This is a genomic window from Nocardioides albus, from assembly GCF_014648255.1.
In the GTDB taxonomy this organism is placed as follows: Bacteria; Actinomycetota; Actinomycetes; order Propionibacteriales; family Nocardioidaceae; genus Nocardioides; species Nocardioides albus.
In genome coordinates this window covers 69,927-94,646 of record NZ_BMQT01000003.1, presented here as the reverse complement: position 1 = coordinate 94,646, position 24,720 = coordinate 69,927, and the positions used below count along the sequence as shown (strand labels likewise).

Annotated in this window: 25 protein-coding genes, 1 tRNA gene and 1 pseudogene; 21 read left to right on the top strand and 6 right to left on the bottom strand. The window is 69.5% G+C overall.

Going from position 1 to position 24,720, the window contains the following annotated elements:
- Positions 1-15: 15 nt before the first annotated feature.
- The 3 genes from meaB to IEY84_RS06635 all read left to right on the top strand — a co-directional run bounded on the left by meaB (position 16) and on the right by IEY84_RS06635 (position 2,761).
- The gene (gene meaB / locus IEY84_RS06645) at positions 16-981 is read left to right on the top strand and encodes a methylmalonyl Co-A mutase-associated GTPase MeaB (protein ID WP_183543575.1); all 966 of its coding nucleotides are present in this window, start codon (positions 16-18) and stop codon (positions 979-981) included.
- 225 nt (positions 982-1,206) lie between these two features.
- Positions 1,207-1,710 (top strand): PH domain-containing protein, encoded by a 504-nt coding sequence (locus IEY84_RS06640; protein WP_183543573.1) that lies wholly within the window; start codon positions 1,207-1,209, stop codon positions 1,708-1,710.
- Positions 1,711-1,801: 91 nt separating this feature from the next.
- Complete coding sequence (locus IEY84_RS06635) at positions 1,802-2,761, top strand: co-chaperone YbbN (RefSeq protein ID WP_183543571.1); 960 nt, start codon at positions 1,802-1,804, stop codon at positions 2,759-2,761.
- On the opposite strand, the gene IEY84_RS06630 is transcribed toward IEY84_RS06635, so the two are convergent.
- Positions 2,734-3,645 carry a LysR family transcriptional regulator gene (locus tag IEY84_RS06630; RefSeq protein ID WP_183543569.1) on the bottom strand — a complete coding sequence of 304 codons (912 nt, stop codon included), beginning with the start codon at positions 3,643-3,645 and terminating at the stop codon, positions 2,734-2,736. The two genes, IEY84_RS06635 and IEY84_RS06630, sit on opposite strands and share 28 nt — an antisense overlap.
- Before the next feature lie 73 nt (positions 3,646-3,718).
- Between IEY84_RS06630 and IEY84_RS06625 the strand changes: the two are divergent.
- Positions 3,719-4,555, top strand: a pseudogene (locus IEY84_RS06625) (EamA family transporter); the annotation flags it as partial.
- A gap of 24 nt (positions 4,556-4,579) precedes the next feature.
- Here the strand turns inward: IEY84_RS06625 and IEY84_RS06620 are convergent.
- Complete coding sequence (locus tag IEY84_RS06620; protein ID WP_229788407.1) at positions 4,580-5,323, bottom strand: NUDIX domain-containing protein; 744 nt, start codon at positions 5,321-5,323, stop codon at positions 4,580-4,582.
- A gap of 83 nt (positions 5,324-5,406) precedes the next feature.
- Here IEY84_RS06620 and IEY84_RS06615 point away from each other — a divergent pair, with 83 nt between their 5' ends.
- The 3 genes from IEY84_RS06615 to IEY84_RS06605 all read left to right on the top strand — a co-directional run bounded on the left by IEY84_RS06615 (position 5,407) and on the right by IEY84_RS06605 (position 8,142).
- Positions 5,407-5,991, top strand: coding sequence for a carboxymuconolactone decarboxylase family protein (locus tag IEY84_RS06615; RefSeq protein WP_183543565.1), 585 nt, complete (start codon positions 5,407-5,409; stop codon positions 5,989-5,991).
- A complete protein-coding gene (locus tag IEY84_RS06610) occupies positions 5,988-6,887 on the top strand; it encodes an RNA polymerase sigma-70 factor (protein WP_183543562.1) in 900 nt (299 codons plus the stop codon). Before IEY84_RS06615 ends, IEY84_RS06610 begins: the two co-directional genes overlap by 4 nt.
- 64 nt (positions 6,888-6,951) lie before the next feature.
- On the top strand, positions 6,952-8,142 hold the full coding sequence (locus IEY84_RS06605; RefSeq protein ID WP_183543560.1) for an MFS transporter: 1,191 nt from the start codon (positions 6,952-6,954) through the stop codon (positions 8,140-8,142).
- Between the two features lie 29 nt (positions 8,143-8,171).
- Here the strand turns inward: IEY84_RS06605 and IEY84_RS06600 are convergent, their stop codons facing one another.
- Both IEY84_RS06600 and IEY84_RS06595 read right to left on the bottom strand, forming a co-directional pair.
- Positions 8,172-9,215 (bottom strand): NAD(P)-dependent alcohol dehydrogenase, encoded by a 1,044-nt coding sequence (locus tag IEY84_RS06600; RefSeq protein WP_183543557.1) that lies wholly within the window; start codon positions 9,213-9,215, stop codon positions 8,172-8,174.
- A 92-nt stretch (positions 9,216-9,307) separates the two neighbouring features.
- Positions 9,308-12,727, bottom strand: a complete 3,420-nt coding sequence (locus IEY84_RS06595; protein WP_183543555.1) for a M36 family metallopeptidase — start codon at positions 12,725-12,727, stop codon at positions 9,308-9,310.
- A gap of 139 nt (positions 12,728-12,866) precedes the next feature.
- Here IEY84_RS06595 and IEY84_RS06590 point away from each other — a divergent pair, with 139 nt between their 5' ends.
- The 4 genes from IEY84_RS06590 (at position 12,867) to IEY84_RS06575 (ending at position 15,866) form a co-directional block, all read left to right on the top strand.
- Complete coding sequence (locus IEY84_RS06590; RefSeq protein WP_183543553.1) at positions 12,867-13,646, top strand: enoyl-CoA hydratase/isomerase family protein; 780 nt, start codon at positions 12,867-12,869, stop codon at positions 13,644-13,646.
- A 5-nt stretch (positions 13,647-13,651) separates the two neighbouring features.
- On the top strand, positions 13,652-13,987 hold the full coding sequence (locus tag IEY84_RS06585; RefSeq protein WP_183543550.1) for a hypothetical protein: 336 nt from the start codon (positions 13,652-13,654) through the stop codon (positions 13,985-13,987).
- Between the two features lie 111 nt (positions 13,988-14,098).
- Positions 14,099-14,890: an electron transfer flavoprotein subunit beta/FixA family protein gene (locus IEY84_RS06580; RefSeq protein ID WP_183543548.1), complete on the top strand. Its 792-nt coding sequence runs from the start codon at positions 14,099-14,101 to the stop codon at positions 14,888-14,890.
- Between the two features lie 22 nt (positions 14,891-14,912).
- On the top strand, positions 14,913-15,866 hold the full coding sequence (locus IEY84_RS06575; RefSeq protein WP_183543546.1) for an electron transfer flavoprotein subunit alpha/FixB family protein: 954 nt from the start codon (positions 14,913-14,915) through the stop codon (positions 15,864-15,866).
- Between the two features lie 151 nt (positions 15,867-16,017).
- On the opposite strand, the gene IEY84_RS06570 is transcribed toward IEY84_RS06575, so the two are convergent.
- A complete protein-coding gene (locus IEY84_RS06570) occupies positions 16,018-16,290 on the bottom strand; it encodes a hypothetical protein (RefSeq protein WP_183543544.1) in 273 nt (90 codons plus the stop codon).
- Between IEY84_RS06570 and IEY84_RS06565 the strand changes: the two genes are divergently transcribed.
- The 9 genes from IEY84_RS06565 (at position 16,172) to IEY84_RS06525 (ending at position 22,100) form a co-directional block, all read left to right on the top strand.
- Complete coding sequence (locus IEY84_RS06565; RefSeq protein WP_268244438.1) at positions 16,172-17,359, top strand: phospholipase D-like domain-containing protein; 1,188 nt, start codon at positions 16,172-16,174, stop codon at positions 17,357-17,359. The genes IEY84_RS06570 and IEY84_RS06565 overlap by 119 nt on opposite strands.
- A gap of 23 nt (positions 17,360-17,382) precedes the next feature.
- Positions 17,383-18,294 carry a phosphotransferase family protein gene (locus IEY84_RS06560; protein ID WP_183543540.1) on the top strand — a complete coding sequence of 304 codons (912 nt, stop codon included), beginning with the start codon at positions 17,383-17,385 and terminating at the stop codon, positions 18,292-18,294.
- 39 nt (positions 18,295-18,333) lie between these two features.
- The gene (locus IEY84_RS06555; protein WP_183543538.1) at positions 18,334-18,756 is read left to right on the top strand and encodes a hypothetical protein; all 423 of its coding nucleotides are present in this window, start codon (positions 18,334-18,336) and stop codon (positions 18,754-18,756) included.
- A 70-nt stretch (positions 18,757-18,826) separates the two neighbouring features.
- Positions 18,827-20,077: a glutamate-5-semialdehyde dehydrogenase gene (locus IEY84_RS06550; RefSeq protein WP_183543536.1), complete on the top strand. Its 1,251-nt coding sequence runs from the start codon at positions 18,827-18,829 to the stop codon at positions 20,075-20,077.
- A gap of 43 nt (positions 20,078-20,120) precedes the next feature.
- The gene (locus IEY84_RS06545; protein WP_183543534.1) at positions 20,121-20,282 is read left to right on the top strand and encodes a hypothetical protein; all 162 of its coding nucleotides are present in this window, start codon (positions 20,121-20,123) and stop codon (positions 20,280-20,282) included.
- An 11-nt stretch (positions 20,283-20,293) separates the two neighbouring features.
- Positions 20,294-20,938 carry a nicotinate-nucleotide adenylyltransferase gene (gene nadD, locus IEY84_RS06540; RefSeq protein WP_183543532.1) on the top strand — a complete coding sequence of 215 codons (645 nt, stop codon included), beginning with the start codon at positions 20,294-20,296 and terminating at the stop codon, positions 20,936-20,938.
- A gap of 1 nt (position 20,939) precedes the next feature.
- Positions 20,940-21,314: a ribosome silencing factor gene (gene rsfS / locus IEY84_RS06535; protein WP_183543530.1), complete on the top strand. Its 375-nt coding sequence runs from the start codon at positions 20,940-20,942 to the stop codon at positions 21,312-21,314.
- 6 nt (positions 21,315-21,320) lie between these two features.
- Entirely contained in the window at positions 21,321-21,965 is a 645-nt protein-coding gene (locus tag IEY84_RS06530) for a histidine phosphatase family protein (RefSeq protein WP_183543527.1), read from the top strand.
- 62 nt (positions 21,966-22,027) lie between these two features.
- Positions 22,028-22,100: transfer RNA gene (locus IEY84_RS06525), tRNA-Ala, on the top strand.
- Positions 22,101-22,245: 145 nt separating this feature from the next.
- Here IEY84_RS06525 and gdhA read toward each other — a convergent pair.
- Positions 22,246-23,595, bottom strand: a complete 1,350-nt coding sequence (gene gdhA, locus IEY84_RS06520; protein WP_183543525.1) for an NADP-specific glutamate dehydrogenase — start codon at positions 23,593-23,595, stop codon at positions 22,246-22,248.
- A gap of 216 nt (positions 23,596-23,811) precedes the next feature.
- Between gdhA and purU the strand changes: the two genes are divergently transcribed.
- The gene (gene purU / locus IEY84_RS06515; protein ID WP_229788404.1) at positions 23,812-24,714 is read left to right on the top strand and encodes a formyltetrahydrofolate deformylase; all 903 of its coding nucleotides are present in this window, start codon (positions 23,812-23,814) and stop codon (positions 24,712-24,714) included.
- Positions 24,715-24,720 lie beyond the last annotated feature (6 nt).

Genomic DNA, 24,720 nt, shown 5'->3' with positions numbered 1-24,720 from the left:
CGCGGCCGGGTGGCGATGATCGCTTTGATCGCTGATGTGAGCGACCTGGTCGCGCGCGCCCGGGGCGGGGAGCCCCGGGCGGTCGCGCGGCTGGTGTCGTACGTCGAGAACGCCCCCGTCGGCGGGGGTGAACGGCTCCGCGAGGTGATGGCCGCGCTCGCGCCGCACGGCGGGCACGCCCACATCGTGGGGCTCACCGGCGCGCCCGGGGTGGGGAAGTCGACCACCACCTCCGCGCTGGTCCGCGAGCTGCGCGCCGCGGGGCGCACCGTGGCGGTGCTGGCCGTCGACCCGTCCTCGCCGTTCTCCGGGGGCGCGCTGCTGGGGGACCGGATCCGGATGACCGACCACGCCACCGATCCGGGTGTCTTCATCCGCTCGATGGCCTCGCGCGGCCACCTCGGCGGGCTGGCGTGGTCGGCGCCGCAGGCGCTCCGGGTGCTGGACGCCGCCGGGTTCGACGTCGTCCTGGTCGAGACTGTCGGGGTCGGACAGTCGGAGGTCGAGATCGCTGGGCTCGCCGACACCACCGTGGTGCTGCTCGCACCAGGGATGGGCGACGGGATCCAGGCCGCCAAGGCCGGAATCCTGGAGATCGGCGACCTCTACGTCGTCAACAAGGCCGACCGCGAGGGTGCGAGCAAGGTCCAGCGCGACCTGCGCGGGATGCTGCGCTTGGCCGACCGCCCTGCCGAGTCCTGGGCACCACCGGTCCTCGCCGCGGTCGCCCAGTCGGGCAAGGGCATGGCCGAGGTCGTCGCCGCGCTCGACGAGCACCGCGAGTGGCTGCGCTCCAGCGGAACCCTCGACGTACGCCGCACCCGTCGCGCCCGCGCCGAGGTCGAGGCCATCGCCGTCGAGACCCTCCGCGCCAGGTGGACGACCGTAGGCGCGGCAGACGACCTGGACGCCCTGGCCGCCGAGGTGGTCAAGGGCGTGCGCGATCCGTACGCAGCAGCCGACACCCTCCTCGCCGAGTAGTCAGTTCCTGACGCCGAGAGGTCGGTTTCTGACGTCGAAGGGTCAGTTGTCGACGCCGAGATGGCGCGGCGTACGTCGAGAATCGACCTCTCGGCGTCAAAAACTGCCGTCTCGGCGTCAAGAACTGACCTTTCGGCGTCAGAAACCGACTTCTCGGGGGAGGTTGTCCCGGCGTACGGCTTGTTTGGTCGACTCCTGCTCCCTCGGATCACTATCGTTGACTCCGTGAACCTCTTCGGTGTCGATATCTCCAAGCACCTTCTGCGTGACGAAGGTGAGGTCGTCGTCGACGAGGTGACCCATCACTGGGTCTCCTACATCCGGTCGGTGGTGGAGGTGATTCTCGGGCTGGCGCTGATGATCGTGGCTGCGACGATCGACATGAACGTCGCCTGGATCATCGTGCTGCTCGCGTTCGGGCTGGTCGGCCATGCGTTCTGGCGGGCGCTGGTGGTCAGCCGGGACCGGTTCGTGGTCACCAACATGCGCATCTTCCGCGTCCACGGGGTGCTCTCGAGCGAGCTGGCGACGATGCCGCTGGCGCGAGTCCTGGACATCACCGTGAAGCAGTCGTTCACCGGCCAGATCCTCAACTACGGCCACTTCGTCTTCGAGTCCGCTGCTCAGGAGCAGGGCCTGAACAACATCTACTTCGTCGGCCGGCCGAACGAGCGGGACCTGACCATCCAGCGCGTCGTCCAGCGTGCCGGCCTGCGCGGCAGCGTCTGATAACCAGCGTCGGTGCCACGCCGCCCATTCCGCGACCTGGACGACGTGGCCCTCGGCGCTGCATTCCGAAGCAGCCCCTAGGATTGACGACATGACGCAGCAGCCGTTCTCCCGCCCCGGAGCCGTCGACCTCTCCGGGCTCGCCAGCACCACTCCCGCACAGGACGCCTCGTTCGGCGGTCCGGCCGACGCGGCTCCCGCCCAGGGGCGGAGCGCCGGCTCCTATACCGTCGAGGTCGACGAGCAGATCTTCCAGTCGGTGCTCGAAGCGTCGATGACCGCTCCGGTCGTCCTGGTCTTCTACTCGGCCTCCCGCGCCCCCGAGAGCGTCACCTACGCGGGTGACGTCTCGACGGTCGTGGAGGAGTACGACGGCCGCTTCCTCCTCGGCCGGGTCGACATCGACAAGAACCCGCAGATCGCGCAGGCGCTGCAGGTGGCCCAGGTGCCGCTGCTCTACATCCTGCTCGACGGCCGGCCGGTCACCCAGCCGATCCCGGGTGCGCTCAGCCTCGAGGAGCTGCGTACGGTCTTCCAGCAGCTCGGCCAGCAGCTCACCACCCAGGGGATCGGTGGGCGGCACAAGCCCAACGCCCTCGGCGGTGCCGTGGCGACCGAGGACGGGGACGAGCCGGCGATGGATCCGCGCTACGCCCCGGCCCAGGACGCGCTGGAACGCGGCGACATCGACGCTGCGGTGGCCGAGTACGAGAAGCTGATCGCCTCCAACCCCGCCGACTCCGAGGCCGCAGCCGGGCTGGCGATGGCCAAGGTCCTGCAGCGTACGCAGGGCGTCGACCTCAACGCGGCCCGTGCCGCCGCCGCGGCCGCGCCCGACGATGTCGAGGCGCAGACGCTCGTCGCCGACCTGGACCTGCTCGGCGGCCACGTGGAGGACTCCTTCCTCCGGCTCGTCGAGCTGGTGCGGCGTACGTCCGGCGACGAGCGCAACAAGGCCCGCGAGCACCTGCTGGGGCTCTTCGCCGCGGTCGGCAACGACGACGAGCGCGTGCTCAAGGGCCGTCAGTCGCTGGCCTCTGCGCTGTTCTGAGCCGCGAGAGCCGTCAGCACGGCGTTGACCGCCGGCGAGGCGGCCATCGTGCGCCGGTGCAGCGCGAGGATCTCGCGCGTGGGGACCGGGTCGACGACACGTACGGCGACCAGGTCCCCACCCAATGCTGCGCGCCCCATACGCGGGATGAGCGCGATCCCGAGCCCGGCTCGGACCAGGGCCAGATGGCTGTCGAACTCCATCGAGACGTGCGCGATCCGCGGCAGCTGGCCGGTGCCGGCGTACATCCGGTTCAGCCACTGCCGGCAGATCGTCCCCTCCGGTGTCGCGATCCAGTCCTCGGCGACGAGGTCGTGCGGGGTCACCTTGGCGAGCTGGGCCAGCGGATGGTCGCGATGGGCGATCACGTCGGCGATGTCCCGGTGGAGCTCGGTGGTGACGAGATGGTCGGGGATGGAGAGCGGCACGTCGCCCCAGGAGTGCACGACGCCGATCTCGCTGTGACCGGTGGCGACCAGGTCGACGGTGTCCCACGGCTCGCGCTCGGAGAGGGTGAGAGCGAGGTCGGGATGGGCGGTGCGGAGCTCGCCCGCGACCGGCGCCACCATCCCGCGCATCGCGGTCGAGAAGGCGGTCAGCCGCAGCCGCCCGGCCACGGTGGTGGCCTGCTCGTGCAGCCTGGACTCCAGCGACTCCATGTCGGCGAGCAGCCGCGAGCCCTCGTCGACCAGGTGTCGGCCGGCGTGGGTGAGCATGACGCCGCGGCCGACCCGCTCCAGCAGAGGTACGCCGACCTGTCGTTCGAGCCGCTTCACCTGCTGTGACACGGCGCTGGGCGTGAAACCCAGGGCGTCGGCGGCCGCCACGACCGAGCCGTGGGTGTCGACGGCGCGGAGGGCGACGAGCGAGGCGAGGTCGATCATGAAGTGATGCTACGTCATTGGATGAAGAATCATTCGCTGGTGCTTCATTGTCTTTGTTGTCATCGTTGGAGGCGTGACCCGTCGTGACTCGCTGCTCGCCGTTCTCGTCGCCGTCCTGTGGGGCTTCAACTTCGTCGTCATCGACTGGGGCCTCGAGGAGCGCGCCGGGCAGTCCGTGCCGCCGCTGTTGCTGCTTGCCGCGCGCTTCGTCCTGGTCGCGTTCCCGGCCGTCTTCCTGCTCCCGCGGCCGAAGGCGTCGTGGCGGGTGATCGCTGCGGTGGGCGTCTTCATGAGCCTGGGTCAGTTCGGGCTGCTCTACACGAGCATGGCCGCCGGGATGCCGCCCGGGCTCGCCGGGCTGGTGCTCCAGGCTCAGGTCGTGCTCACCATCGTGATCGCGGCTGGTGTGCTGCGTGAACGCCCGACCCTCCTGCAGGTCGTCGGCGTCGTCGCAGGTGCCCTCGGGCTCATCGTCGTGGCGTTGGGACGAGGCGGACACGTGCCCGTCGTCGCGCTGGTGCTGTGCCTGCTCGCCGCGCTGTCGTGGGCGATCGGCAACGTGATCTCACGGGCGGCCAAGGTGCCCGGTGGGCTCTCGCTGACCGTCTGGTCCGCCCTGGTCGTGCCGGTCCCGCTGCTCGCGCTCTCGCTGGTGCTCGACGGGCCCGAGGGGATCCGCGAGGGAGTGGCCGCCTTCGGCTGGGAGGCGCTCGTCTCGACTGCCTACACGGTGGTGCTCGCCTCGTTCGTCGGCTACGGCATCTTCAACTCGCTGCTGGCGCGACACCCGGCGTCGTCGGTGGTCCCGTGGATCCTGCTGGTGCCGCCGGTCGCGATCGGCTCCGCGTGGCTGCTGCTCGGCGAGGTGCCGAGCGCCGGCGAGCTCGCCGGCGGTGCGCTCCTGGTGCTCGGTGCGCTCGTCGCGCAGGGAGTGCTACGCGTGCCCCGACTCGGTGTAGCCGCGGCCGCCGCGCAGCGCGGCGAGAGCGGCCTCGACGCGGCGGGCGGTGAAGTCGGCGGCCCGGTCGCGGACCTCGTCGAGGGTGCAGAACGCCACTGAGCGGATCTCGCGCGGCTGGAGGGTGGTCTGCTCGACGATCGAGGAGGGCCGGATGCCGCCGTCGAAGACGAGGCAGATGGCGTCATCCCAGCCGCCCCACGGTGGCAACCAGTCGGTGAGCAGCAGGTCGCCGGCGGGGATGAGGAGGGCGAGCTCCTCCTCGATCTCGCGGGTGGTCGCCAGCTTCGGCGACTCGCCGACCTCGACGATGCCGCCGGGCAGGTCCCAGTCCTTCTTGTAGGTCAGCTGGCACATCAGGACCCGGTCCTCGGGGTCCCGGACCAGCATCTGCCCGATCGCGCGCTTGCGCGGAAGGAACGAGTTGAGGAGCGCCCGGAAGCCCTCGGGCGCCTCCACCGGTGCATCGCTGGCCACCCGGGCGTAGATCATCCGGTCCTTGCCGCCCGACACGCCCCGGAGCAGGCCCTCGCGGTGGAGCCCCGACCAGGTCGCGGTGCGCTGCTCGGTCGGGTCGTCCGGGTCGACCAGCGCCTCCACCCGGTGATGGGTGAGCAGCGCGGCGGCCACCTCGCGGCGTACGACATCGACGGTCTCGCCCGCGGCCCACTCGATCCGGGCAACGCCCTCCGCCACCGTCGTCGTCTCTGGCTCGCTCACGGCGCCAACCCTAGTGTCACATCCTGATGAGTGCCGGTGTCTGGATGGTGACGAGATGCTCCGCACGACACAGGAGGGCGACGATGCCCAGCACGTTCAGGATCCCCAAGGCAGATCTGACCGGTCTCTACGGCGCGGTGGTGCGGCGGGTGAGCAGGAAGATGTACGGCGAGGTCCCCGACGTCGGCTACGTCCTGTTCCACAACAAGCCGGTGCTGCGCGCGGTGATGGGGTTCGAGACCAAGGCGGGGAAGTGGAAGGCGCTCGACCCGACGTACAGGTCGCTGGCCGAGATGGCCGCGGCGAGCACGATCGGCTGCAGCTGGTGCCTGGACTTCGGCTACTACCTCGCCCGCAACGAGAACCTCGACCTCGAGAAGATCAGCCAGGTGCAGGTGTGGCGGACCTCCGACGTCTTCGACGAGACCGAGCGGAAGGTCATCGAGTACGCCGAGGCGATGACGACCACGCCGATGACCGTCACCGACGAGATGGTCGCGGCCCTGCTGGCCGAGCTGGGCGCCGAGGCGATGGTGGAGCTGACCCAGATGATCGCGCTGGAGAACATGCGCTCGAGGTTCAACTCCGCCGCCGGGCTGCAGAGCCAGGGCTACTCCGACGTCTGTGAGATCCCGTTGGCGCCGGCGCCGGTAGGGTCCGAGGCATGACTGAGTCCCGCGGGGCCGGCGCGGATGCTGCCACTGAGGCCTTCGTCGACCACCGCAACCTGCTCTTCACGGTGGCCTACGAGATGCTCGGCTCGGCCGCCGACGCCGAGGACGTGCTCCAGGAGACCTGGCTGCGCTGGGCCGAGGTGCCGCTGGAGGAGGTGCGCGACCACCGTGCCTACCTGGTGCGGATCACGACCAGACTCGCGCTCAACCGCATCCGCACGCTGTCGCGCCGCAAGGAGACGTACGTCGGGCCGTGGCTGCCCGAGCCGCTGCTGACCGCGCCGGACGTCGCCGAGGACGCCGAGCTCGCCGACTCGCTCTCGACCGCGGTGCTCCTGGTCCTGGAGACCCTCTCGCCGACCGAGCGGGCGGTCTTCGTGCTGCGCGAGGTCTTCGCGCTGGGCTATGACGAGATCGCGGCGGCGGTCGACAAGTCACCGGCCGCGGTGCGACAGATCGCTCACCGCGCCCGCGATCACGTCGCCGAGCGGCGACCGCGCGAGACGGTCTCGGCCAGCGACGCGCGCCGAGCCCTGGAGCGGTTCCGCGACGCCGCGACCGGCGGCGACCTGCAGTCGCTCCTGGACGTCCTCGCCCCCGACGTCGTGCTCTTCTCCGACGGCGGCGGTGCGGTCCAGGCGGCCCGCAAGCCGATCCACGGCGCCGAGAAGGTGCTGCGGTTCTTCGCGGGGCTGGCGACGAAGTACGGCATCCCCAGGTTCGAGTTGACCAGTGTCAACCGCGCGCCGGGGATGCTGCTTTACTTCGGCGACGAGGTCGACGGCGTCGTCACGCTGCACGTCGAGGACGGCATGGTCACCGGCCTCTACTACGTACGCAACCCGGCCAAGCTCAGCGGCGTCCTCGAGCAGGTCCACCTGGAACGCTGAACCCGGGCCGACACGGCGCGTGCGCGGGGGTCACGAACGTACGTGCTGCTTGGAGGTCTGGGACGTGGAACGGCGGGTCGAGGGTCGGCCACTGCGAGCGGTGCTCGTCTCGCTCTGCGTGACCGTCACGGCGGCGTACGGCGTCCTCTACTACGCCTTCACCGTCCTGCAGCCGCGAATCGTGGACGCCACCGGATGGTCGGCGGCCGCGATCACCACCGCCTTCTCCGCAGGCACGCTCCTCGGGGCGGTGGCGGGCATCCCCGTCGGGCGGATCATCCAGCGCTACGGACCGCGGTGGGTGATGGCGGGGGCCAGCCTGCTGGGAACGGTGGCGCTGCTCGTGGTCGCTGCTGCGCCGTCGTACTGGATCTTCGCGCTGGGCTGGCTGCTGGTCGGGCTCTCGACCGCCGGCACCTTCTACCCGCCGGCCTTCGCGGCGCTGACGCACTGGTTCGGTACGCGGCGGGTGGATGCGATCACGACGCTCACCCTCGCCGGAGGCTTCGCCTCGACGATCTTCGCGCCGCTCACCGACGCGCTGGCGGGCTGGGTCGAGTGGCGATGGACGTACGTGATCCTGGCCGGTGCCTTCGTCGTGCTGACCTTCGTGCCGAGCGTCGTGGTGCTCGACCTCGCCTGGGCGCCGGCGGCACCGAGCCAGGACGGTCGGCCGATGCGGGACCGGGACGTGCTGCGGAGCCGTCGGTTCGTGCTGCTCACGGTCGCGGGCACGCTGGTCACGATGGTCGTGTTCGCCTCGATCGTCCACCTGGTGCCGTTCCTCGTCGGGCACGGGCTGAGCCCGACCACCGCCGCCTGGGCGCTCGGGCTCAGCGGCGCCGGCCAGGTCGCGGGGCGGGCGTTCTACCCGCTCCTGGCGCGGCGTCTCGGCGTCCGGGCTCGGATGCTCGGGGGAGTGCTGTGGTTCGCGGCCTCGGTCGCGCTGCTCCCGCTGCTGCCCGCGGTCGGCTGGGTGATGATCGTCGTCGCGGTGCTCACCGGGACCGCCCGCGGGCTCTACACGCTCATCTCCGCGACCGTCGTCAGCGACGTGTGGGGTCCGGAGAGGTACGCCGCGCTCAACGGGGTCTACTCCGCGCCCGCAGGTGTCGCAGGTGCGCTCGCTCCGGCTGTGGGGGCTGCGCTTGCTGCGGTGATGGGTGGGTATGACGCGCTCTTCTGGGTGCTGGCCGCGACCGCGCTGGTTGCTGCGGGGCTGGCTGGGGTCGGGTTGTCGTTCGATCGGCGCTGATGCCGGCTTCACCCAGCTCCGAGAACGGTTCAGGGAACGACGACGGCGCGGCCGCGAAGCGTGCCTTCATGAAGCCTCCGGTACGCCTCCGGTGCCTCGTCCAGGGAGAACCGCTCCGTCTCCACGTGCACGAGCCCGGCACGGGCGAGGTCGAAGACCTCCATCAGCTCCGAGCGCGAGCCCCAGTACGGAGCCCGGATCGCCGCGTCGTACGGCTTGGCGAGCGCGCCTACCTGGGCGTTGGCGGCGCCGATGCCGACGATGACCAGGTCGCTCTCCACGCCGATCACGGACGAGGCCAGGTCGACGGTCGGCTGGGCACCGACGAAGTCGAAGACGGCGGTGGCGCCGCGGGCGCCGACCACCTTGCGGATGTTGTCGGCGGCCGTCTTGTCGGACAGGAAGGCGTGGTGGGCGCCGACGTCGGTGGCCAGGGCGAGCTTGTCCTCGCTGAGGTCGAGCGCGATCACGGTCGCGGGGGAGAGGGCCCGCAGCAGCTGGATCGCGACGTGGCCGAGGCCGCCCGCGCCGATCACGACGGCGGTCGAGCCGGCGATCAGCTTGGGCAGCGAGCCCTTGATGGCGTGGTAGGGCGTCAGGCCGGCGTCGGTGAGCGCCACGTTGGCGACCGGGTCGAGGTCACCGAGCGGCAGCAGGTGGCGGGCGTCCGGCACGAGGACGTACTCGGCCATGGTCCCGTCGGTGCCGAGGCCTGGTGGGGTGATGTGGAGCTCGGCGGCGCGCTCGCAGTAGTTCTCCTTGCCCTGGGCGCAGGGGTAGCAGCGGCCGCAGCCCTGCGGCCCGTAGATCGCCACCGGCTCACCGGGCTCGATCCCGTGCGCCCCCTCGCCGAGGGCGTCGACGACCCCGACGCCCTCGTGGCCGAGCGTCATCGGCAGCGGGTAGCCGAACGACTGCCAGGCGTCCTCCGCCAGGCCCATCAGGAAGGAGTCGGAGTGGCAGGCGCCGGCCGCGGTGATCTTCACCCGCACCTGGCCGGGCCCCGGCTCCGGCACCGGAACCTCGCTGATCTCCGGCGCAGCGCCGATCGTGACGTACCTCAGAGCCTTCATCGTCGATCTCCAGACCGGCAGGACCCCCGCCCGCCGCTGTGTCCCGTTCTACCCTGGCGTCGGCGGAGACGCCAGGGTAGAAGCGGGTCCGGCTACTGCCCGAAGACCTGCAGCTCGGCCGCGTGGACGATCGTGCCGCGGTCGGAGCCGGTCTTGCAGTCGGTCGTGGTGAGCGGGTCAGCGTCCTGCTCACCGGCATAGCCGACATAGCCCGTGCACTGGTTCTCCAACGCCACCAGACGGACCGCCGCGGCGGACGTGTCGGGAACGTCGAAGGGGCGCAGGTTGAGGTTGGGCGCTACCGGCCTGGGGCGCTTTCCGGGGAAGGCGTCGTCGGCCGAGGTGTAGAAGCGCTTCCAGGTCGCGCCGGCCGTGTCGCAGGCGGAGACGCATGCCTCCAGTGCGAACTTCCGGAGTGCGGTGAAGCGCGATCCTGAGTCGGCGTCCGTGTCGGTGGCCGGCGACAGGTAGGCGCTGACGTTGACCGTCTTCACGGTGCGCGTCCCGCCGGCCAGGTCGACGGCGATCGAGGGCGTGATGGCGTCCACGTTGTCCGCGGTCACCCCACCCCAGTTGGTGGCCTCGGTGCCGTCGATCAGGGCTGCCGGGTTGCGGGAGCCCTCGGTCGAGGAGAGCACCTTGGCTCCGTTGGCGGCCGCGGCCAGGTTGGTCCCGGTCGCGAACGAGACGGTCTTGGTGATCTCCGCGGGGGAGACCGTGACTGTCTTGCGCTGGGCGCCCCCGGTGGCGGAGACGTAGAGGAGGTCGTACGTCCCCGGCACGAAGTGAGCCACCGACCCGAGCGCGGTGTTGGAGAGCGTGTCGGCGATCGGGGTCGCCCGCGCCTCGAAGCGGCCGACGTAGACCTTCCCAGGCGCCGGCGCGCTGAAGGTGACCTTGACGTTGCGCGAAGCCGGCGAGGCGAAGCTCGGGGTCGGCTCGTGGTCGTCGGCGGTCGTGGTGGCGTACTGGCCCATGCCGCGCCGGGCGAACGCATCGGCGATCACCTGGCGGTTGGCGCCGCCGAAGCGCATCTGGTCGGCGGCGAGGAAGGCGTCGCGGGCGTCCAGCATCGAGGTCGCACCCTGCTGGAGCAGGAACGAGTCGAAGACCAGCTGGATCCAGCGGCGGTTGCCGGGGCAGTGGTCCGGCGCCAGCGGGGAGGCGGACGCGGTGCCCACCGAGCAGCGCCGCTGCAGTGCCTTGTCGGCGTAGGGATGAGTGGCGTCGTACTTGTCGACCAGCGCCTGCCGGACCGACCACATCGTCCCATTCCAGATCTCGCCGTCGGCGTGGACCTCGGGCCCGGTGCTGTCGAAGCCGTAGTCGGAGAAGTTGAGCGGGTTCTCGTCGATGGCGAAGTCGCGGATCGCGATGTCGGTGTTGCCGGTGGCGTAGGAGCCGACGGCCCACGGGCTGCCGCCGTTGTAGAGGTCGTGGGCGAACATGTGCTCGGCCGCGGCCAGGTCGCTCCAGGACTCACCCATCGCGCCGCCCTGCTCCGAGGTCAGGCCGTCGTCGGGACCACCGACCATCCGGTTGGAGATGGCGTGGGTGTACTCGTGGCCCACGATCCCGAAGTCCAGCGACCCGTCGGTGCAGGGTGCGTAGAAGGCGCCGGCGGCGGGCTGGAAGAGGTATTGGTTGGTGACACCCGGAACGCCGTCCATCAGGGTCAGCTGGTTGGCGTTGTTGCGGCCGGTCAGCAGCCCGCTCTGCTCGATGACCTGCGAGTCGAGCGCGGCGGCCTGCGCGTTGCCGACCTCGGCGTCGAGACCGCGACCGCCACGGCCGAGGTTGTCGGTCTGCAGGTTGTAGTTCTCCTCGGTGAAGCCGAGGAAGTAGGACCAGTCATGCATCCGGTTGTGGCTGGCGAAGAGGTTCCCGACCACGTAGTTCACGTCGTTGCCGCCGGGGACCAGGGTCGTCGGCGAGCACTTCGAATTGTTCCAGGCGTCGGTGAACTTCCCGGTGTAGTCGCGCACCGGCGAGACGGGCGCCTGCTCGAGGCCACCGGCGGCCAGCGGCGAGAGCCAGCCCTCGTGGGTGTTGGCGTTGTTGCCGATCGTGGTCAGGCTCGGCACGCCGACGGTCGTGTTGAGCAGCGTGTCCCAGGGACCGGCGTTGGCCAGGCTCTTCAGCTCCGGCCCGGTGCACTCGGCGACCTTGGTCCAGCACGCGATCACGTCGTTGGCGGGAACCGCGTCACCGCCGGTCGAGGCGGCGTCCGGCGTGCCGGGGAAGTAGGACCAGCGCGGGTTGCTGCCCGGCAGGTCACCGGTCTCCGCGCCGGCATCGGAGGACGCGACGGTGACCGTGTAGCTGCCGACGAGGAGCGAGTCGTCGAAGGGACAGACCTGGACCGCGTACGTCCCGGGGTCGATCTTCTCCGCGGTGTAGGTCGCCGTCTCGGGGCTGGTGAGCAGGTCACCCTCCACCAGCAGCTTCCCGTCCGGGGCGAAGAGCTTCACGGTGAAGTCGTCGGCCGGCAGCCCGACCGCGACCGCGGCCAGCGTGCGGGTCTTGTCGTCGGCGATCTCGAAGGGGTGCTTCGGCCCGCAGGCGTTGAGCGCCGTGCCGGCGAACGGTCCCTCGATGTCGTTCTCGTGGTCGACGTTGTCGCGACGCAGGAGCACCTCGCCGGTGACCGCGTCGACCAGCACCGTCTGTCCGAGCAGGGTCGCGGCGGCGGAGTCGACGACGGTGGCCTGGAAGACGGGACGTACGCCCTCACCGGGGACCGGGAGCGCGCGCAACCGCACCAGCTGGTCGGTGGCGAGGCCGGGCACCGTCAGCTTCGTCCAGTCGGTCAGCTTCGCGGCGGCGTCGGTCACGATCTCGCCGGTCTTCGAGCCGGTGATCGGCCGCCCGGCCGCGGCCGCCGCCTTCAGCCACGCCTCGGTCGGGCTGAGCTTCGCCTCCGCGACGCTCCCGGTCACCTTCGACAGCGACGAGGAGACGTAGGCGATGTCCCCGTCAGCGACTCCGACGGTGACCAGACCCTCGGTCGCTGCCGGCAGGCCGTCGTAGGCCTGCCGGAAGAGCACCGCATGGCCGCCGCCGGCGGCCAGCTTCTGGTCGCTGACCAGCTCGAGGCCGTCCAACCGGCTCGCCGAGAGCCCGAAGACCTCCGCGTTGTCCTCGAGGAACCCGCGAGCTGCCGCGACGGGGTCGGACGATCCGGCGGGGGCCAGCACGCCGTCCGAGGTGATCAACGATGTCGGCGTGCCGTGGGCGTTCCAGCGGATGTCGACGGCGTCCAGGGCCTTGGCGGCGGACTCCTGGGCCGGGGTGGGCAGCACGCGGTCGCGTACGTCCAGGCCGGTGTCGGCCTCGTGGCCGAGCAGCCCACCGGAGCGGGCCGTCTCGGTCGTGTCGTCTGCGTTGTCGGTGTTGTCAGTGGTGGAGAGCGCGGCACCCGAGACCGGCGTCGCCAGCACGAAGGCGCCGAGGGCGAGGCTCAGCGCGGCACCGATGCCCACCCGGGCGCGGCTGGAACGTGTTGCGGTCATATGGGCCAAACGTCCCTTTACCGGCTGGGGTTACGCGATACACGCAACGCCTGTACCGCGAACCGGCACACGAGACGTCCCAGGCACCCGATAGGGTTCCGGACACATGTAACCGCCTTCACAGACAGGGAGCGCCACGATGGGTGACTTCGTCAACCTCACCGTCGAGGACGGCGTCGGCACGATCCGACTCGACCGTCCCAAGATGAACGCGATCAGCTTCCAGGTGCAGGCCGAGCTGCTCGAGGTAGCAACCGAGGCGGCAGCCGACGACGACGTACGAGCGGTGGTCGTCTACGGCGGCGAGCGGCTGTTCGCCGCCGGCAACGACGTCAAGGAGATGGCCGGCCTCTCCTACTCCGAGATGGCCAAGCGGGTCGCCGGTGTCCAAGCAGCGGTGACGGCTGTCGCGGAGATCCCCAAGCCGGTGGTGGCCGCGGTGACCGGTTACGCACTGGGCGGCGGATGCGAGCTCGCGCTCGCCGCCGACTTCCGGATCGCCGCCGACGACGCCACCTTCGGTCAGCCGGAGGTCCTGCTCGGCATCATCCCCGGTGCCGGGGGCACCCAGCGGCTGGCGCGGCTGGTCGGGCCGTCCAAGGCCAAGGATCTGATCTTCTCGGGCCGCTTCGTCAAGGCAGACGAGGCGCTTGCTATCGGCTTGGCCGACCGGCTCGTGCCGGCGGCCTCGGTCTACGAGGAGGCGCTCGCGTGGGCGAGCCAGTTCAAGAAGGCGGCCCCGTACGCCCTGGCGGCGGCGAAGACGGCGATCGACAAGGGGCTCGGGGTGGACCTCGCCACCGGGCTGGCCATCGAGCAGCAGCAGTTCGCCGGCGTGTTCGCGACGCAGGACTCCCAGATCGGGATGGGGTCGTTCCTCGAGAACGGCCCGGGCAAAGCCAACTTCGAAGGGAAGTGACTCTCGTGTCCGACACCAAGACGTCCTCCGGTCCGGGCATGGTCAAGACCGTCCGGTCCTACGCCTCCAGAGTGGTCTGGGTGATCGCGTTGATCGCCGCCCTGGCGCTGGCGATCGGCGCTCTGCTGATCGCGCTCGACGCCAATCAGAGCAACACGCTCGTCGCCTTCGTGCTCGATGCGGCCGACGTGGCCGATCTGGGCCTGTTCTCGCGCGAGAACGGCATCAAGCAGTTCGGCGGCGAGGACGCGGTCACCAAGAACGCGCTCTTCAACTGGGGTATCGGCGCTCTGGCCTGGCTGATCGTCGGCCGGATCGTGGCTGGTTTCATCCGGCCATGACCGCATGTGACATTCTCAACGCGAAGGCACCTGTCGTCCATATGTGACTGACCGGTAACATCGCTGGCGAACTACGACCATTCCAGGAGGGGCCGGCAAGGCCGCACCATCATGAACATTGTTGTGCTTGTGAAGTACGTACCGGACGCGACCGCGGACCGGCAGTTCGAGGACGACTTCACCGTCGACCGCGTGAACGTCGACGGTCTGCTCTCCGAGCTCGATGAGTACGCGGTCGAGCAGTCGTTGCAGATCAAGGAGAAGCGTGACGGCGAGGAGATCACCGTCACCGCGCTGACCGTTGGTCCCCAGGCCGCCGAGGCTGCTGTGCGCAAGGCGCTGCAGATGGGCGCCGACAAGGGCGTCCACGTCGTCGACGACGCGATCGCCGGCTCCGACTCGATCGCCACCTCGCTGGTGCTCGCGAAGGCGATCGAGAAGCTCGGCCCGGTCGACCTCGTGGTCGGCGGCCTGGCTTCGACCGATGCCGGCATGAGCGTCGTCCCGGCGATGCTCGCCGAGCGCCTCGGCCTGCCGCAGGTCACCCTGGCCTCGGTCGTCGAGACCCAGGGCGACCAGATCCGCATCAAGCGTGACGGCGACGTCGCCACCGAGGTCATCGGCGGCACGCTGCCGCTGGTCCTCTCGGTGACCGACCAGTCGGGCGAGGCCCGCTACCCGTCGTTCAAGGGCATCATGGCGGCCAAGAAGAAGCCGCTGGAGACGTGGTCGCTGGCCGACCTCGGTGTCGACGCCGGCCAGGTCGGCCTCGGTGCCGCCTACACGGCGGTCGAGGAGACGGCGGCCCGTCCGCCGCGTACCGCTGGTGAGATCGTCACCGACGAGGACGGCTCGGGCGCCAAGGCGCTGGCCGAGTTCCTCGCGTCCAAGAAGTTCATCTGAGGCCGAGAAAGGATTTTGAATCATGGCTGAAGTTCTCGTTCTCATCGACCACGTAGCTGGTCAGGTCAAGAAGCCGACCTACGAGCTGCTGACCCTGGCCGCCAAGCTCGGCGAGCCGTCCGCTGTCTACATCGGCGGTGCCGACGGCGCCGCTGGTGCCGCGGAGGCCGTCAAGGGCTACGGCGCCGAGAAGGTGTACGTCATCGACGACGCCCAGATCAAGGGCTACCTGGTCGCCCCGAAGGCCGAGGCGCTCGCGCAGCTGGCCGGCACCGCCTCCCCGGCAGCGATCCTGCTGCCTTCCTCCGCGGAGAACAAGGAGGTCGCCGCCCGGCTGGCGATCAAGCTCGACTCCGGCCTGATCACCGACGCCGTGGACCTGGATGAGTCCGGTGTGGCGACCCAGTCGGTCTTCGCCGGCAACTTCACGGTCAAGGGCAAGGTCACCAAGGGCACCCCGATCATCACGGTCAAGCCCAACTCGGCCGCTCCGGTCGAGAAGGCCGGCGCCGCCGCGGTCACCCCGTTCGAGGTGACCATCTCGGATGCCGCCAAGACCGCCCAGATCGTGGCCTCCCAGCCGCGTAAGGCCTCCGGTCGCCCCGAGCTGACCGAGGCCGCGATCGTGGTCTCCGGTGGTCGTGGCACCGGCGGCGACTTCTCTGCCGTCGAGGGTCTCGCCGACGCGCTCGGTGCCGCTGTCGGTGCCTCGCGTGCCGCCGTCGACTCGGGTTGGATGCCGCACACCTTCCAGGTCGGCCAGACCGGTAAGACCGTCTCCCCGCAGCTCTACGTGGCCAACGGGATCTCCGGTGCGATCCAGCACCGTGCCGGTATGCAGACCTCGAAGACCATCGTCGCGGTCAACAAGGACGAGGAGGCACCGATCTTCGAGCTCGTCGACTTCGGTGTGGTGGGCGACCTGCACACCGTTCTCCCGGCCGTCACCGACGCGGTGAAGGCCGCTAAGGGCTGACGAGCGAGGCCGAGTGCCGAGCTTGCTCGTGTACTCGCGCCGAGCGAGGAAGTCCCGCCGCCGAAGGCGGCCGGGCTGACAACCCGGGACGTACGTCCCGAAAACCCGTCTCCAAGCATCGGCTTGGAGACGGGTTTTTTACTGTTTGGTGTCATGTTCGGCGAATTGTCGCCTGGGAGATACATCGCTGGGTATAGTCCGGGGCCATGTGGGTCAATTTGCTGAGGTCGAAGACGACCCGGAGAATCTCGATCGCCTCGGCGGTGGCGGGTTGTGTTGCGGCGTTGGTCATGGCGACGATGTCGGTGGTCTCGACGCCGGCGACGGCGGCGCCCTGGTCGCCGCCCGCGGGCCCGTTCTTCAACAACCCGACCGGCTCGGCGGCGCAGCGCAACGCGGTCGTCAGCCGGATCAACAACAGCATCCGTTACTCGGTGCGAGGGTCGTACATCCGGTTCGTGACCTATAACCTCGACCGCGGTGACACCGTCAACCAGCTGATCGCCGCACACAAGCGCGGCGTCCACGTGCAGATCCTGGTCAACCGGAAGATGTGGAGCAGCGGCGAGCGGAAGCTGGCTGCGACCCTCGGCACCAAGCGTCACCGGCCGAGCTTCATCTACGGCTGCGCCGGCGCCTGCCGTGGATACAGCAAGGGCAACCTGCACATCAAGATCCACTCGTTCACCCAGGTCGGCTCCAAGCGCAACATCGTGATCAACAGCTCCGGCAATCTCGGTGGTGGTGCGGCCGGTTCCCAGTGGAACGACGCCCAGACGATCTACGCGAGCGCCAGCCTGTGGCGGACCTGGCTGCGGATGTTCAACGAGCTCAAGGCCGACCGGAAGGCGACGCCGCGTTACGTGTCGTGGACCGGTGGCGGGACCTCTGTCGGGTTCCAGCGCACTCGTCCCGGGGCGACCAGCGAAGAGGTCTACGCCCGCGGCTCCGGCGACCGGGTGATCGACCGTCTGCGCCGCGTGGGCTGCCGTGCGCCGAAGGGCTACGGCACCAAGGGCAAGACGATCCTGCGGATCCACATGTACGCGTGGTACAGCCGCCGTGGCGAGCGCATCGCCGACGAGGTCGTCCGGCTGAAGAAGCGCGGCTGCGTGGTCCGGGCGATCGGCTCGGTCACCAGCGACACGGTCTACCGCAAGCTCAAGCGGGTCGGCATCCCGGTGCGCGACGCCGCCTGGGACTGGGGTCAGAAGAAGTCGACGAGCGGTGACAACATCGTCTATGGCTCGCGCTGCTACTCCCACTACAAGTGGATGAGCGTCAACGGCAGCTTCGGCGGCCGGGGCACGAACAGCGTCTGGACCGGTTCGGAGAACTGGTCGCCGCCGTCGTTCAGCAACGACGAGGTCACCTTCCGCTTCACCTCGAAGACCTACTACAACGCCTACACCGATCGGTTCAACAAGATGTGGAACAGCTCGAAGGCGACCCACAAGGTCTACAGCGAGCCGAGGTACCGACCCTGCGCCTGAGGTCGGGACGCTAGCCTCGGCGAGTGAGCTTCGGTGAACTCGATGGAGGCCTGCGGCCGCTCGACGGCGGCTGGTCGGGAGAGACGTTCCTGGCAGAGGCCGGTGGGGAGAGGTCGGTCGTGCGGGTCTTCGCCGACCCGCGCCATCACCCGCAGGCCGCGGAGATCCACGAGGCCCTGCACCGTCTGGTGCGGGGCCTCGTCCCGGTCCCGGACGTCCTGGAGGTACGCCGCGCCGACCCCGCCATGGGCACGCCCGCACTGCTGGTGACCGAGTTCGTCGAAGGCGTACGCGGCGACCTGCTGCTTCCCGACCTGGACGAGGACCAGCAGGCTCGGCTCGGGCGCGGCCTCGGGGAGATCGCGGCCACCTTGGCCGGGATGCCGTTCCTGACCGCAGGGACCTTCGCCGACAAGGAGCTGCGGGTCGAGGCGTACGCGCTGGACCTGACCGACTGGGTCGAGGCGTACGCGGATCGCCTCGACTGGTCACCGACCGATCTGGAGGGTCTGCGCGACGCGGCCGCGGACGCGCAGGACCTGCTCGACACCGTCGCCAGGGTCAGCCTGGTGCACAGCGATCTCAACCCCAAGAACCTGATCCTCGACCCCGAGACGCTGGGCGTGCGTGCGGTCCTCGACTGGGAGTTCGCCCATGCCGGCTCCCCGTTCGCCGATCTCGGCAACCTGCTGCGGTTCGACCGGCGGGAGGCGTACGTCTCGGGGGTGCTGGAAGGCTACGTCTCGGTGCGCGGTGGCAGCACGGCGGAGGCACTGGATCTGGCGCGCTCCGCGGATCTGGTCGCGCTGGTGGAGCTCGGTGCGCGGCGTACCGACAATCCCGTGGCCGCCCGGGCGCACGATCTCCTGCTCGAGATCGCGCGATCCGGTGATGTCCACCGCCCCGAAGGGCTCGGTTCACCACTAGAATGCTGAGCGCGTCGGACGGTGCCGGCGCTACCTGGGGGAATGGTTGTGGGAGCGAGTGAGGTCGACGGGGCCCGGGGTCCCGCCGGACGTTGGTGGCGCGGCTGGGCGCCCTGGATCTCGGCGCTGGTGCTGTCGGCACTCTTCGCCGGCACGATGTCGGGGATCGCGTTCGTCAGGAAGTCCTACCAGCCGCCGGTGGACTACCCGGCGATGAACGAGACCGAGCCCGTGGCGACCGCATCGACCGCGGCGAGTCCGGCCGGCAAGCAGGATCGGCTCGAGACGTCACCACGAGCCCGACCTGCGGGCAAGGACAGCGAGTCGAAGCCGGCGAAGCCGCCTCGGAAGGTGCGGCCCTCGGCGTCCGCGTCGGCGAGCGATGAGCCGACGGCGACGGCAGCACCCTCCGAGCGACCTCTCGGCCCCCTCGAGGGGCTGAGCGCTCTGTTGGGGCTGGGCGGGGACTGACCCGGTCGTCCGCGTCCGCACGGCGATTAACGCGATGCCTGCCTCCGCAGGACGGCATAGGCTTCTGGCTATGAGCGCAGAGGCAGTGATCCGTGAGGTGGCGGCGAAGGCACGAGAGGCGAGCTACGAGCTCGCGGTCGCGCCGCGCAGCGTGAAGGACGCGGCGCTGCACGCGATGGCCGACGCGCTGCTCGCGCGGTCCGACGAGGTGCTGGAGGCCAACGCGAGCGACGTCGCCCGTGCCGAGGCGTCGGGCAGCCCGGCCAACATCGTCGACCGTCTCACGCTGACCCAGGAGCGCCTCGACGGGATCGCCGCCGCGCTCCGCGAGCTGGCCGCTCTGCCGGACCCGGTGGGAGATGTCGTCCGCGGCAGCACCCTCGCCAACGGTCTGGAGCTGCGCCAGGTGCGGGTCCCCTTCGGCGTGGTTGGAATGATCTACGAGGCCCGTCCCAACGTCACCGTGGACGCGGCCGGGATCTGCCTGAAGTCCGGCAACGCGGCGCTGCTCCGGGGTTCCTCCAACATCGTGGACAGCAACGTGGCGATCGCCGCCGTGCTTCGCGACGCCGTGGTCTCCGTCGGCCTCCCGGCCGACGTGATCCAGGTCGTGCCCGGTGAGGGTCACGACTCGGTCAAGGCCCTGATGCGTGCTCGCGGGCTGGTCGACGTGCTCATCCCGCGCGGTGGTGCCGGCCTGATCCGCAGCGTCGTCGAGGAGTCCACGGTGCCGGTCATCGAGACCGGGGTGGGCAACGTACACGTCTATGTCGACAAGGCCGCCGACCTCGACAAGGCGCTCGCGATCGTCATCAACTCCAAGACCCAGCGCACCAGCGTGTGCAACTCCGCCGAGTCGCTGCTCGTGCACGCCGACATCGCCCAGGAGTTCCTGCCCACGGTGATCCCCGCGCTCCAGGAGCGTGGCGTCGAGATCCACGGTGACGACGCCTTCCAGGCCTACGACATGGTCGAGCCGGTCACCGACGAGGACTACGCGGCCGAGTTCCTGGCACTGAAGATCAGTGCCGCGGTCGTCCCGTCTCTCGATGCTGCCGTCCAGCACATCCGACGATGGTCGAGCGGTCACACCGAGGCGATCGTCACCGAAGACCTGGGCGCGGCGCGGCGGTTCACGGCAGCCGTCGACTCCGCGGCGATCATGGTCAACGCCTCGACGCGGTTCACCGACGGCGGCGAGTTCGGATTCGGCGCGGAGATCGGGATCTCGACCCAGAAGCTGCACGCGCGAGGCCCGATGGGCTTGCCCGAGATGACCTCGACGAAGTACGTCGTCACCGGCGAAGGACACCTACGCTAGTCCGAAGCGGCTACCCGAGCTGTCACAAGGTAATCTGTGCGCCATGTCGAACTCCGTTCTGTCGAGCATCATCACCTCCGCTGAGCACGGGGCCGAGCACGGCACCTCTGGCATCGAGTGGGTCATCGGTGGCGGGACCCTGGCGATCCTGGTCTTCGCGCTGATGGCGCTGGTCTGGTTCGCCGGTGGCCGTGAACACTCCTGAGCGCTGATCAGATGGGCAGCGGGGGAGCGCCCGAGCCAGGCCTGGAGGGCCTGACCGGCAAGCGTCGTGTCGGGGTGATGGGCGGCACCTTCGATCCCATCCACCACGGCCACCTGGTGGCGGCCTCCGAGGTGCAGTCGTTCTTCGACCTCGACGAGGTCGTCTTCGTGCCGACCGGCGACCCGTGGCAGAAGGCCGACCGGGACGTCTCGCCGGCCGAGCACCGCTATCTGATGACGGTCATCGCGACCGCCGCCAACCCGCGCTTCACGGTGAGCCGGGTCGACATCGACCGGGCGGGCCGGACGTACACCATCGACACGCTGCGCGATCTCGCCAAGGCGCTCCCCGAGGCCGAGCTCTACTTCATCACCGGGGCCGACGCGCTCGCCGAGATCTTCACCTGGCGCGACACCGACGAGCTCTTCGAGCTAGCCCAGTTCGTGGGCTGCACGCGCCCGGGCTATGCGATGGATCCCGAGGTCATCTCGAAGATCCCCGCCGACCGCATCACCATGCTGGAGATCCCGGCTCTGGCGATCTCTTCCTCCGACTGCCGCGAACGGCGTCATCGTGGCGAGCCGGTCTGGTATCTCGTCCCCGATGGTGTTGTGCAGTACATCGGCAAACACGCTCTCTACGCTCCCAAGGACTGAAATGACTGCAACCGAGCACGCTCTCGAGCTCACCATCACGGCCGCCCGCGCGGCCTCGGACAAGAAGGCCGGTCACATCCTCGCCTTCGACGTCAGCGACCAGCTGGCGATCACTGACACCTTCGTGCTGGCCTCCGCCCCCAACGAGCGTCAGGTGCAGTCGATCGTCGACGAGGTCGAGCTCAAGCTGCGCGACCTCGGCTCCAAGCCGCTGCGGCGCGAGGGCCACAAGGAGGGGCGCTGGGTGCTGCTCGACTACGGCGAGATCGTCGTGCACGTCCAGCACGAGGAGGAGCGCCAGTTCTACGCCCTCGAGCGGCTCTGGCGCGACTGTCCCGCCATCTCGCTGCCCGCCGACATCGTCTCTGAGGGCTGAGGGCCGGTGGCCGAGCCTGCCGTCCCGGTGGAGCCCCGTCGTCTCATCCTGCTCCGCCACGGCGTCACCGGCTGGAACGCCGACGGACGCTATCAGGGCCAGACCGACATCGAGCTGGCCGAGACCGGCCACCAGCAGGCCAAGGCCGCCGCTCGTGCGCTCGCGACGACGTACGCCGTGACCCGCCTCGTCTCCTCCGACCTGATGCGGGCACGCCAGACCGCTGCGTACGTCGCCGAGGAGACCGGCCGAGAGGTTGCCCACGATCCTCGCCTGCGGGAGGTCAGCGCCGGACAGGCCGAGGGGATGAACCGCGCCCAGATCTATGAGCGCTTCGGTGAGATGCCGGCCAGCTGGGAACCTCACGGCGGCGAGTCCTGGCCGACCGTGGCGGCGCGCTTCAGTGCCGCGCTCCATGAGGTCGCCGAGACCGTCGCGCCCGGCGAGACCGTCGTGGTCGTCGCTCACGGCGGCGCCATCCGGCAGGGCCTGGCCGCCTTCCTCGGCTGGGACCCGTCCGTCGTCACCACCCTCGCCCCGCTGACGAACTGCGCCTGGATCGAGCTCGTGGCCCGAGAATCCACTCATGGACTCATCCCATCAGCGCCATGGCGACTCGCTTCGTACGGAATGGGGGCCCCGATTTCGTGATCGCGAGACGGGTCCGCTAATGTTCTTCTCGTTGCCCGGGCTGATCACCGGGACAACGCCACGGGGGTGTGGCGCAGCTGGTAGCGCATCTGCATGGCATGCAGAGGGTCAGGGGTTCGAGTCCCCTCACCTCCACCGAAGTAGCAGGTCAGGGCCGTGTTCCAAACCTTCACCGAAGGTCGAGAACACGGCCCTGATCTGATTTGTCCCCGACCCGCTTTCGGCCGCGAAAGAGCTGCTGCACGAGCCGGATCGGGGCCGTGCAGCAGCTCCGGTCGGGTCAGATGACGCCGAGGGCCAGCATCGCGTCGGCGACCTGGGTGAAGCCGGCGATGTTCGCGCCCGTGACGTAGTTGCCCGGGGCGCCGTACTCCTCGGCGGTGACCAGGCAGCGGTCGTGGATGTCGACCATGATGTTGCGCAGCCGCTCCTCGGTGTAGTCGAAGCTCCACGAGTCGCGAGAGGCGTTCTGCTGCATCTCCAGCGCGCTGGTCGCGACCCCGCCCGCGTTCGCGGCCTTGCCGGGGGCGAAGGCGACCCCGGCGTCGGTGAAGACCTTGACCGCCTCCGGGGTGCAGGGCATGTTGGCGCCCTCGGCGACGACGGTGCAGCCGTTGCGTACCAGCGTGGTGGCGTGGGTGGCGTCGAGCTCGTTCTGGGTCGCGCAGGGGAGCGCGATGTCGCACGGGACGTCCCACACCGAGCCGTCCGTGACCAGCCGTGCCGAGCCACCGCGCTCGTCGACGTAGGCGGAGATGCGGGCGCGGCGTACCTCCTTGACGTCCTTGAGCAGATCGAGGTCGATCCCCTTCTCGTCGACGAGGTAGCCGCTCGAATCGGAGCAGGCGACGACGGTCGCGCCGAGTGCCGCGGCCTTCTCGGCGGCGTAGATCGCGACGTTGCCGGAGCCGGACACCACGACCGTCTTGCCCTCGAAGGAGCCGTTGCGTGCCTTGAGCATCTCGTTGGCGAAGTAGGCGGTGCCGTAGCCGGTCGCCTCGGTGCGCGCCAGCGAGCCGCCCCAGCCGATGCCCTTGCCGGTCAGTACGCCGGACTCGTAGCGGTTGGTGATCCGCTTGTACTGCCCGAAGAGATAGCCGATCTCGCGGCCGCCCACGCCGATGTCGCCGGCAGGAACGTCTGTGTACTCACCGATGTGCCGGTAGAGCTCGGTCATGAACGACTGGCAGAAACGCATGATCTCGGCGTCGCTGCGACCCTTGGGGTCGAAGTCCGACCCGCCCTTGCCGCCGCCGATCGGCATGCCGGTCAGAGCGTTCTTGAAGATCTGCTCGAAGCCGAGGAACTTCACGATGCCGAGGTAGACCGACGGGTGGAAGCGGAGGCCGCCCTTGTAGGGGCCGAGCGCGGAGTTGAACTCGACGCGGAAGCCGCGGTTGAGGTGGACCTGACCGGCGTCGTCGACCCACGGGACCCGGAAGATGATCTGCCGCTCCGGTTCGCACACGCGGCGGATGATCGCGGCCTCGGCGTACTCCGGGTGCCGGGCAACGACCGAGTCGAGGCTGTCGAGCAGCTCCCGGGCAGCTTGATGGAACTCGGTCTCGCCGGGATTGCGGGTCAGGATCTCGTCGTAGATCGGCTGCAGGGTGCTGTTCAGGGAAGTCATGTAGCGGGCTCCTTCGTCGATTCCTGCGCACTGCCCCGACGACGTTGGCGGGCTCAGAACGCCGACGCCTACGTTCTCACGTGCGCAGGCGCCCGCCGGCCGACGGCAAAGAAATGAGAACGGCCGGAGGGGCAGACCCTTGACGACGATCTGAGAGCCGATCTACGATCGTTCTGATATATGAGTTGTGTATCTCATTGACACCAGGAGCCCAGCATGACCATCAGCCCGCCCAGCTCGACCGCTGTTGCGCCCATGGCGACCGCCTCCACCGCGACGACCAACGTGCTCACGCTCTCGTGCCAGGAGCGCCCGGGGATCATGCAGGCGGTCACCAGCTTCCTGTACGACCGCGGGTTCGACATCCTCGAGCACCAGCAGCACGACGACCGGATGGGGGAGCTCTTCTTCCTCCGGACCGAGTTCGCCGCGGCTGACGGGGCCGACGTCGACGAGCTGACTGCCGCGTTCGGGTCGATCGCTGATCGGTTCGGTATGTCGTTCACCTTCCACGACGAGCGCAAGCCGCGGCTGCTGGTGATGGTCTCCAAGTTCGGCCACTGCCTCAACGACCTCATCTTCCGGTGGCGTGGGGGGACCCTGGGCGCCGAGATCGCGGTCGTCGCGTCCAACCACGAGGATCTCCGCCCGATGGCGGAGGCGGCCGGTCTGGAGTTCATCCACATTCCGGTCACGCCGGAGACCAAGCCGCAGGCCGAGCAGCGCATGCTCGACCTGGTCGAGGCGTACGACGTCGACCTGGTGGTGCTCGCCCGCTACATGCAGATCCTCTCGGACAGCCTGTGCCGCCAGCTCGAGGGGCGGGCGATCAACATCCACCACTCGTTCCTGCCCGGTTTCAAGGGGGCCAAGCCCTACCACCAGGCGCACGCGCGCGGGGTGAAGCTCGTCGGTGCCACTGCTCACTACGTCACCGGCGACCTCGATGAGGGGCCCATCATCGAGCAGGAGGTCAATCGGGTCGACCACACCTACACGCCGCAGGCGCTGGCCAACGTCGGGCAGGACGCCGAGTGCCTCGCGCTCTCGCGTGCCGTCCGCTGGCACTGCGAGCACCGCGTTCTCATGCACGGCTCCAGCACCGTCGTGTTCCGCTGACCACCC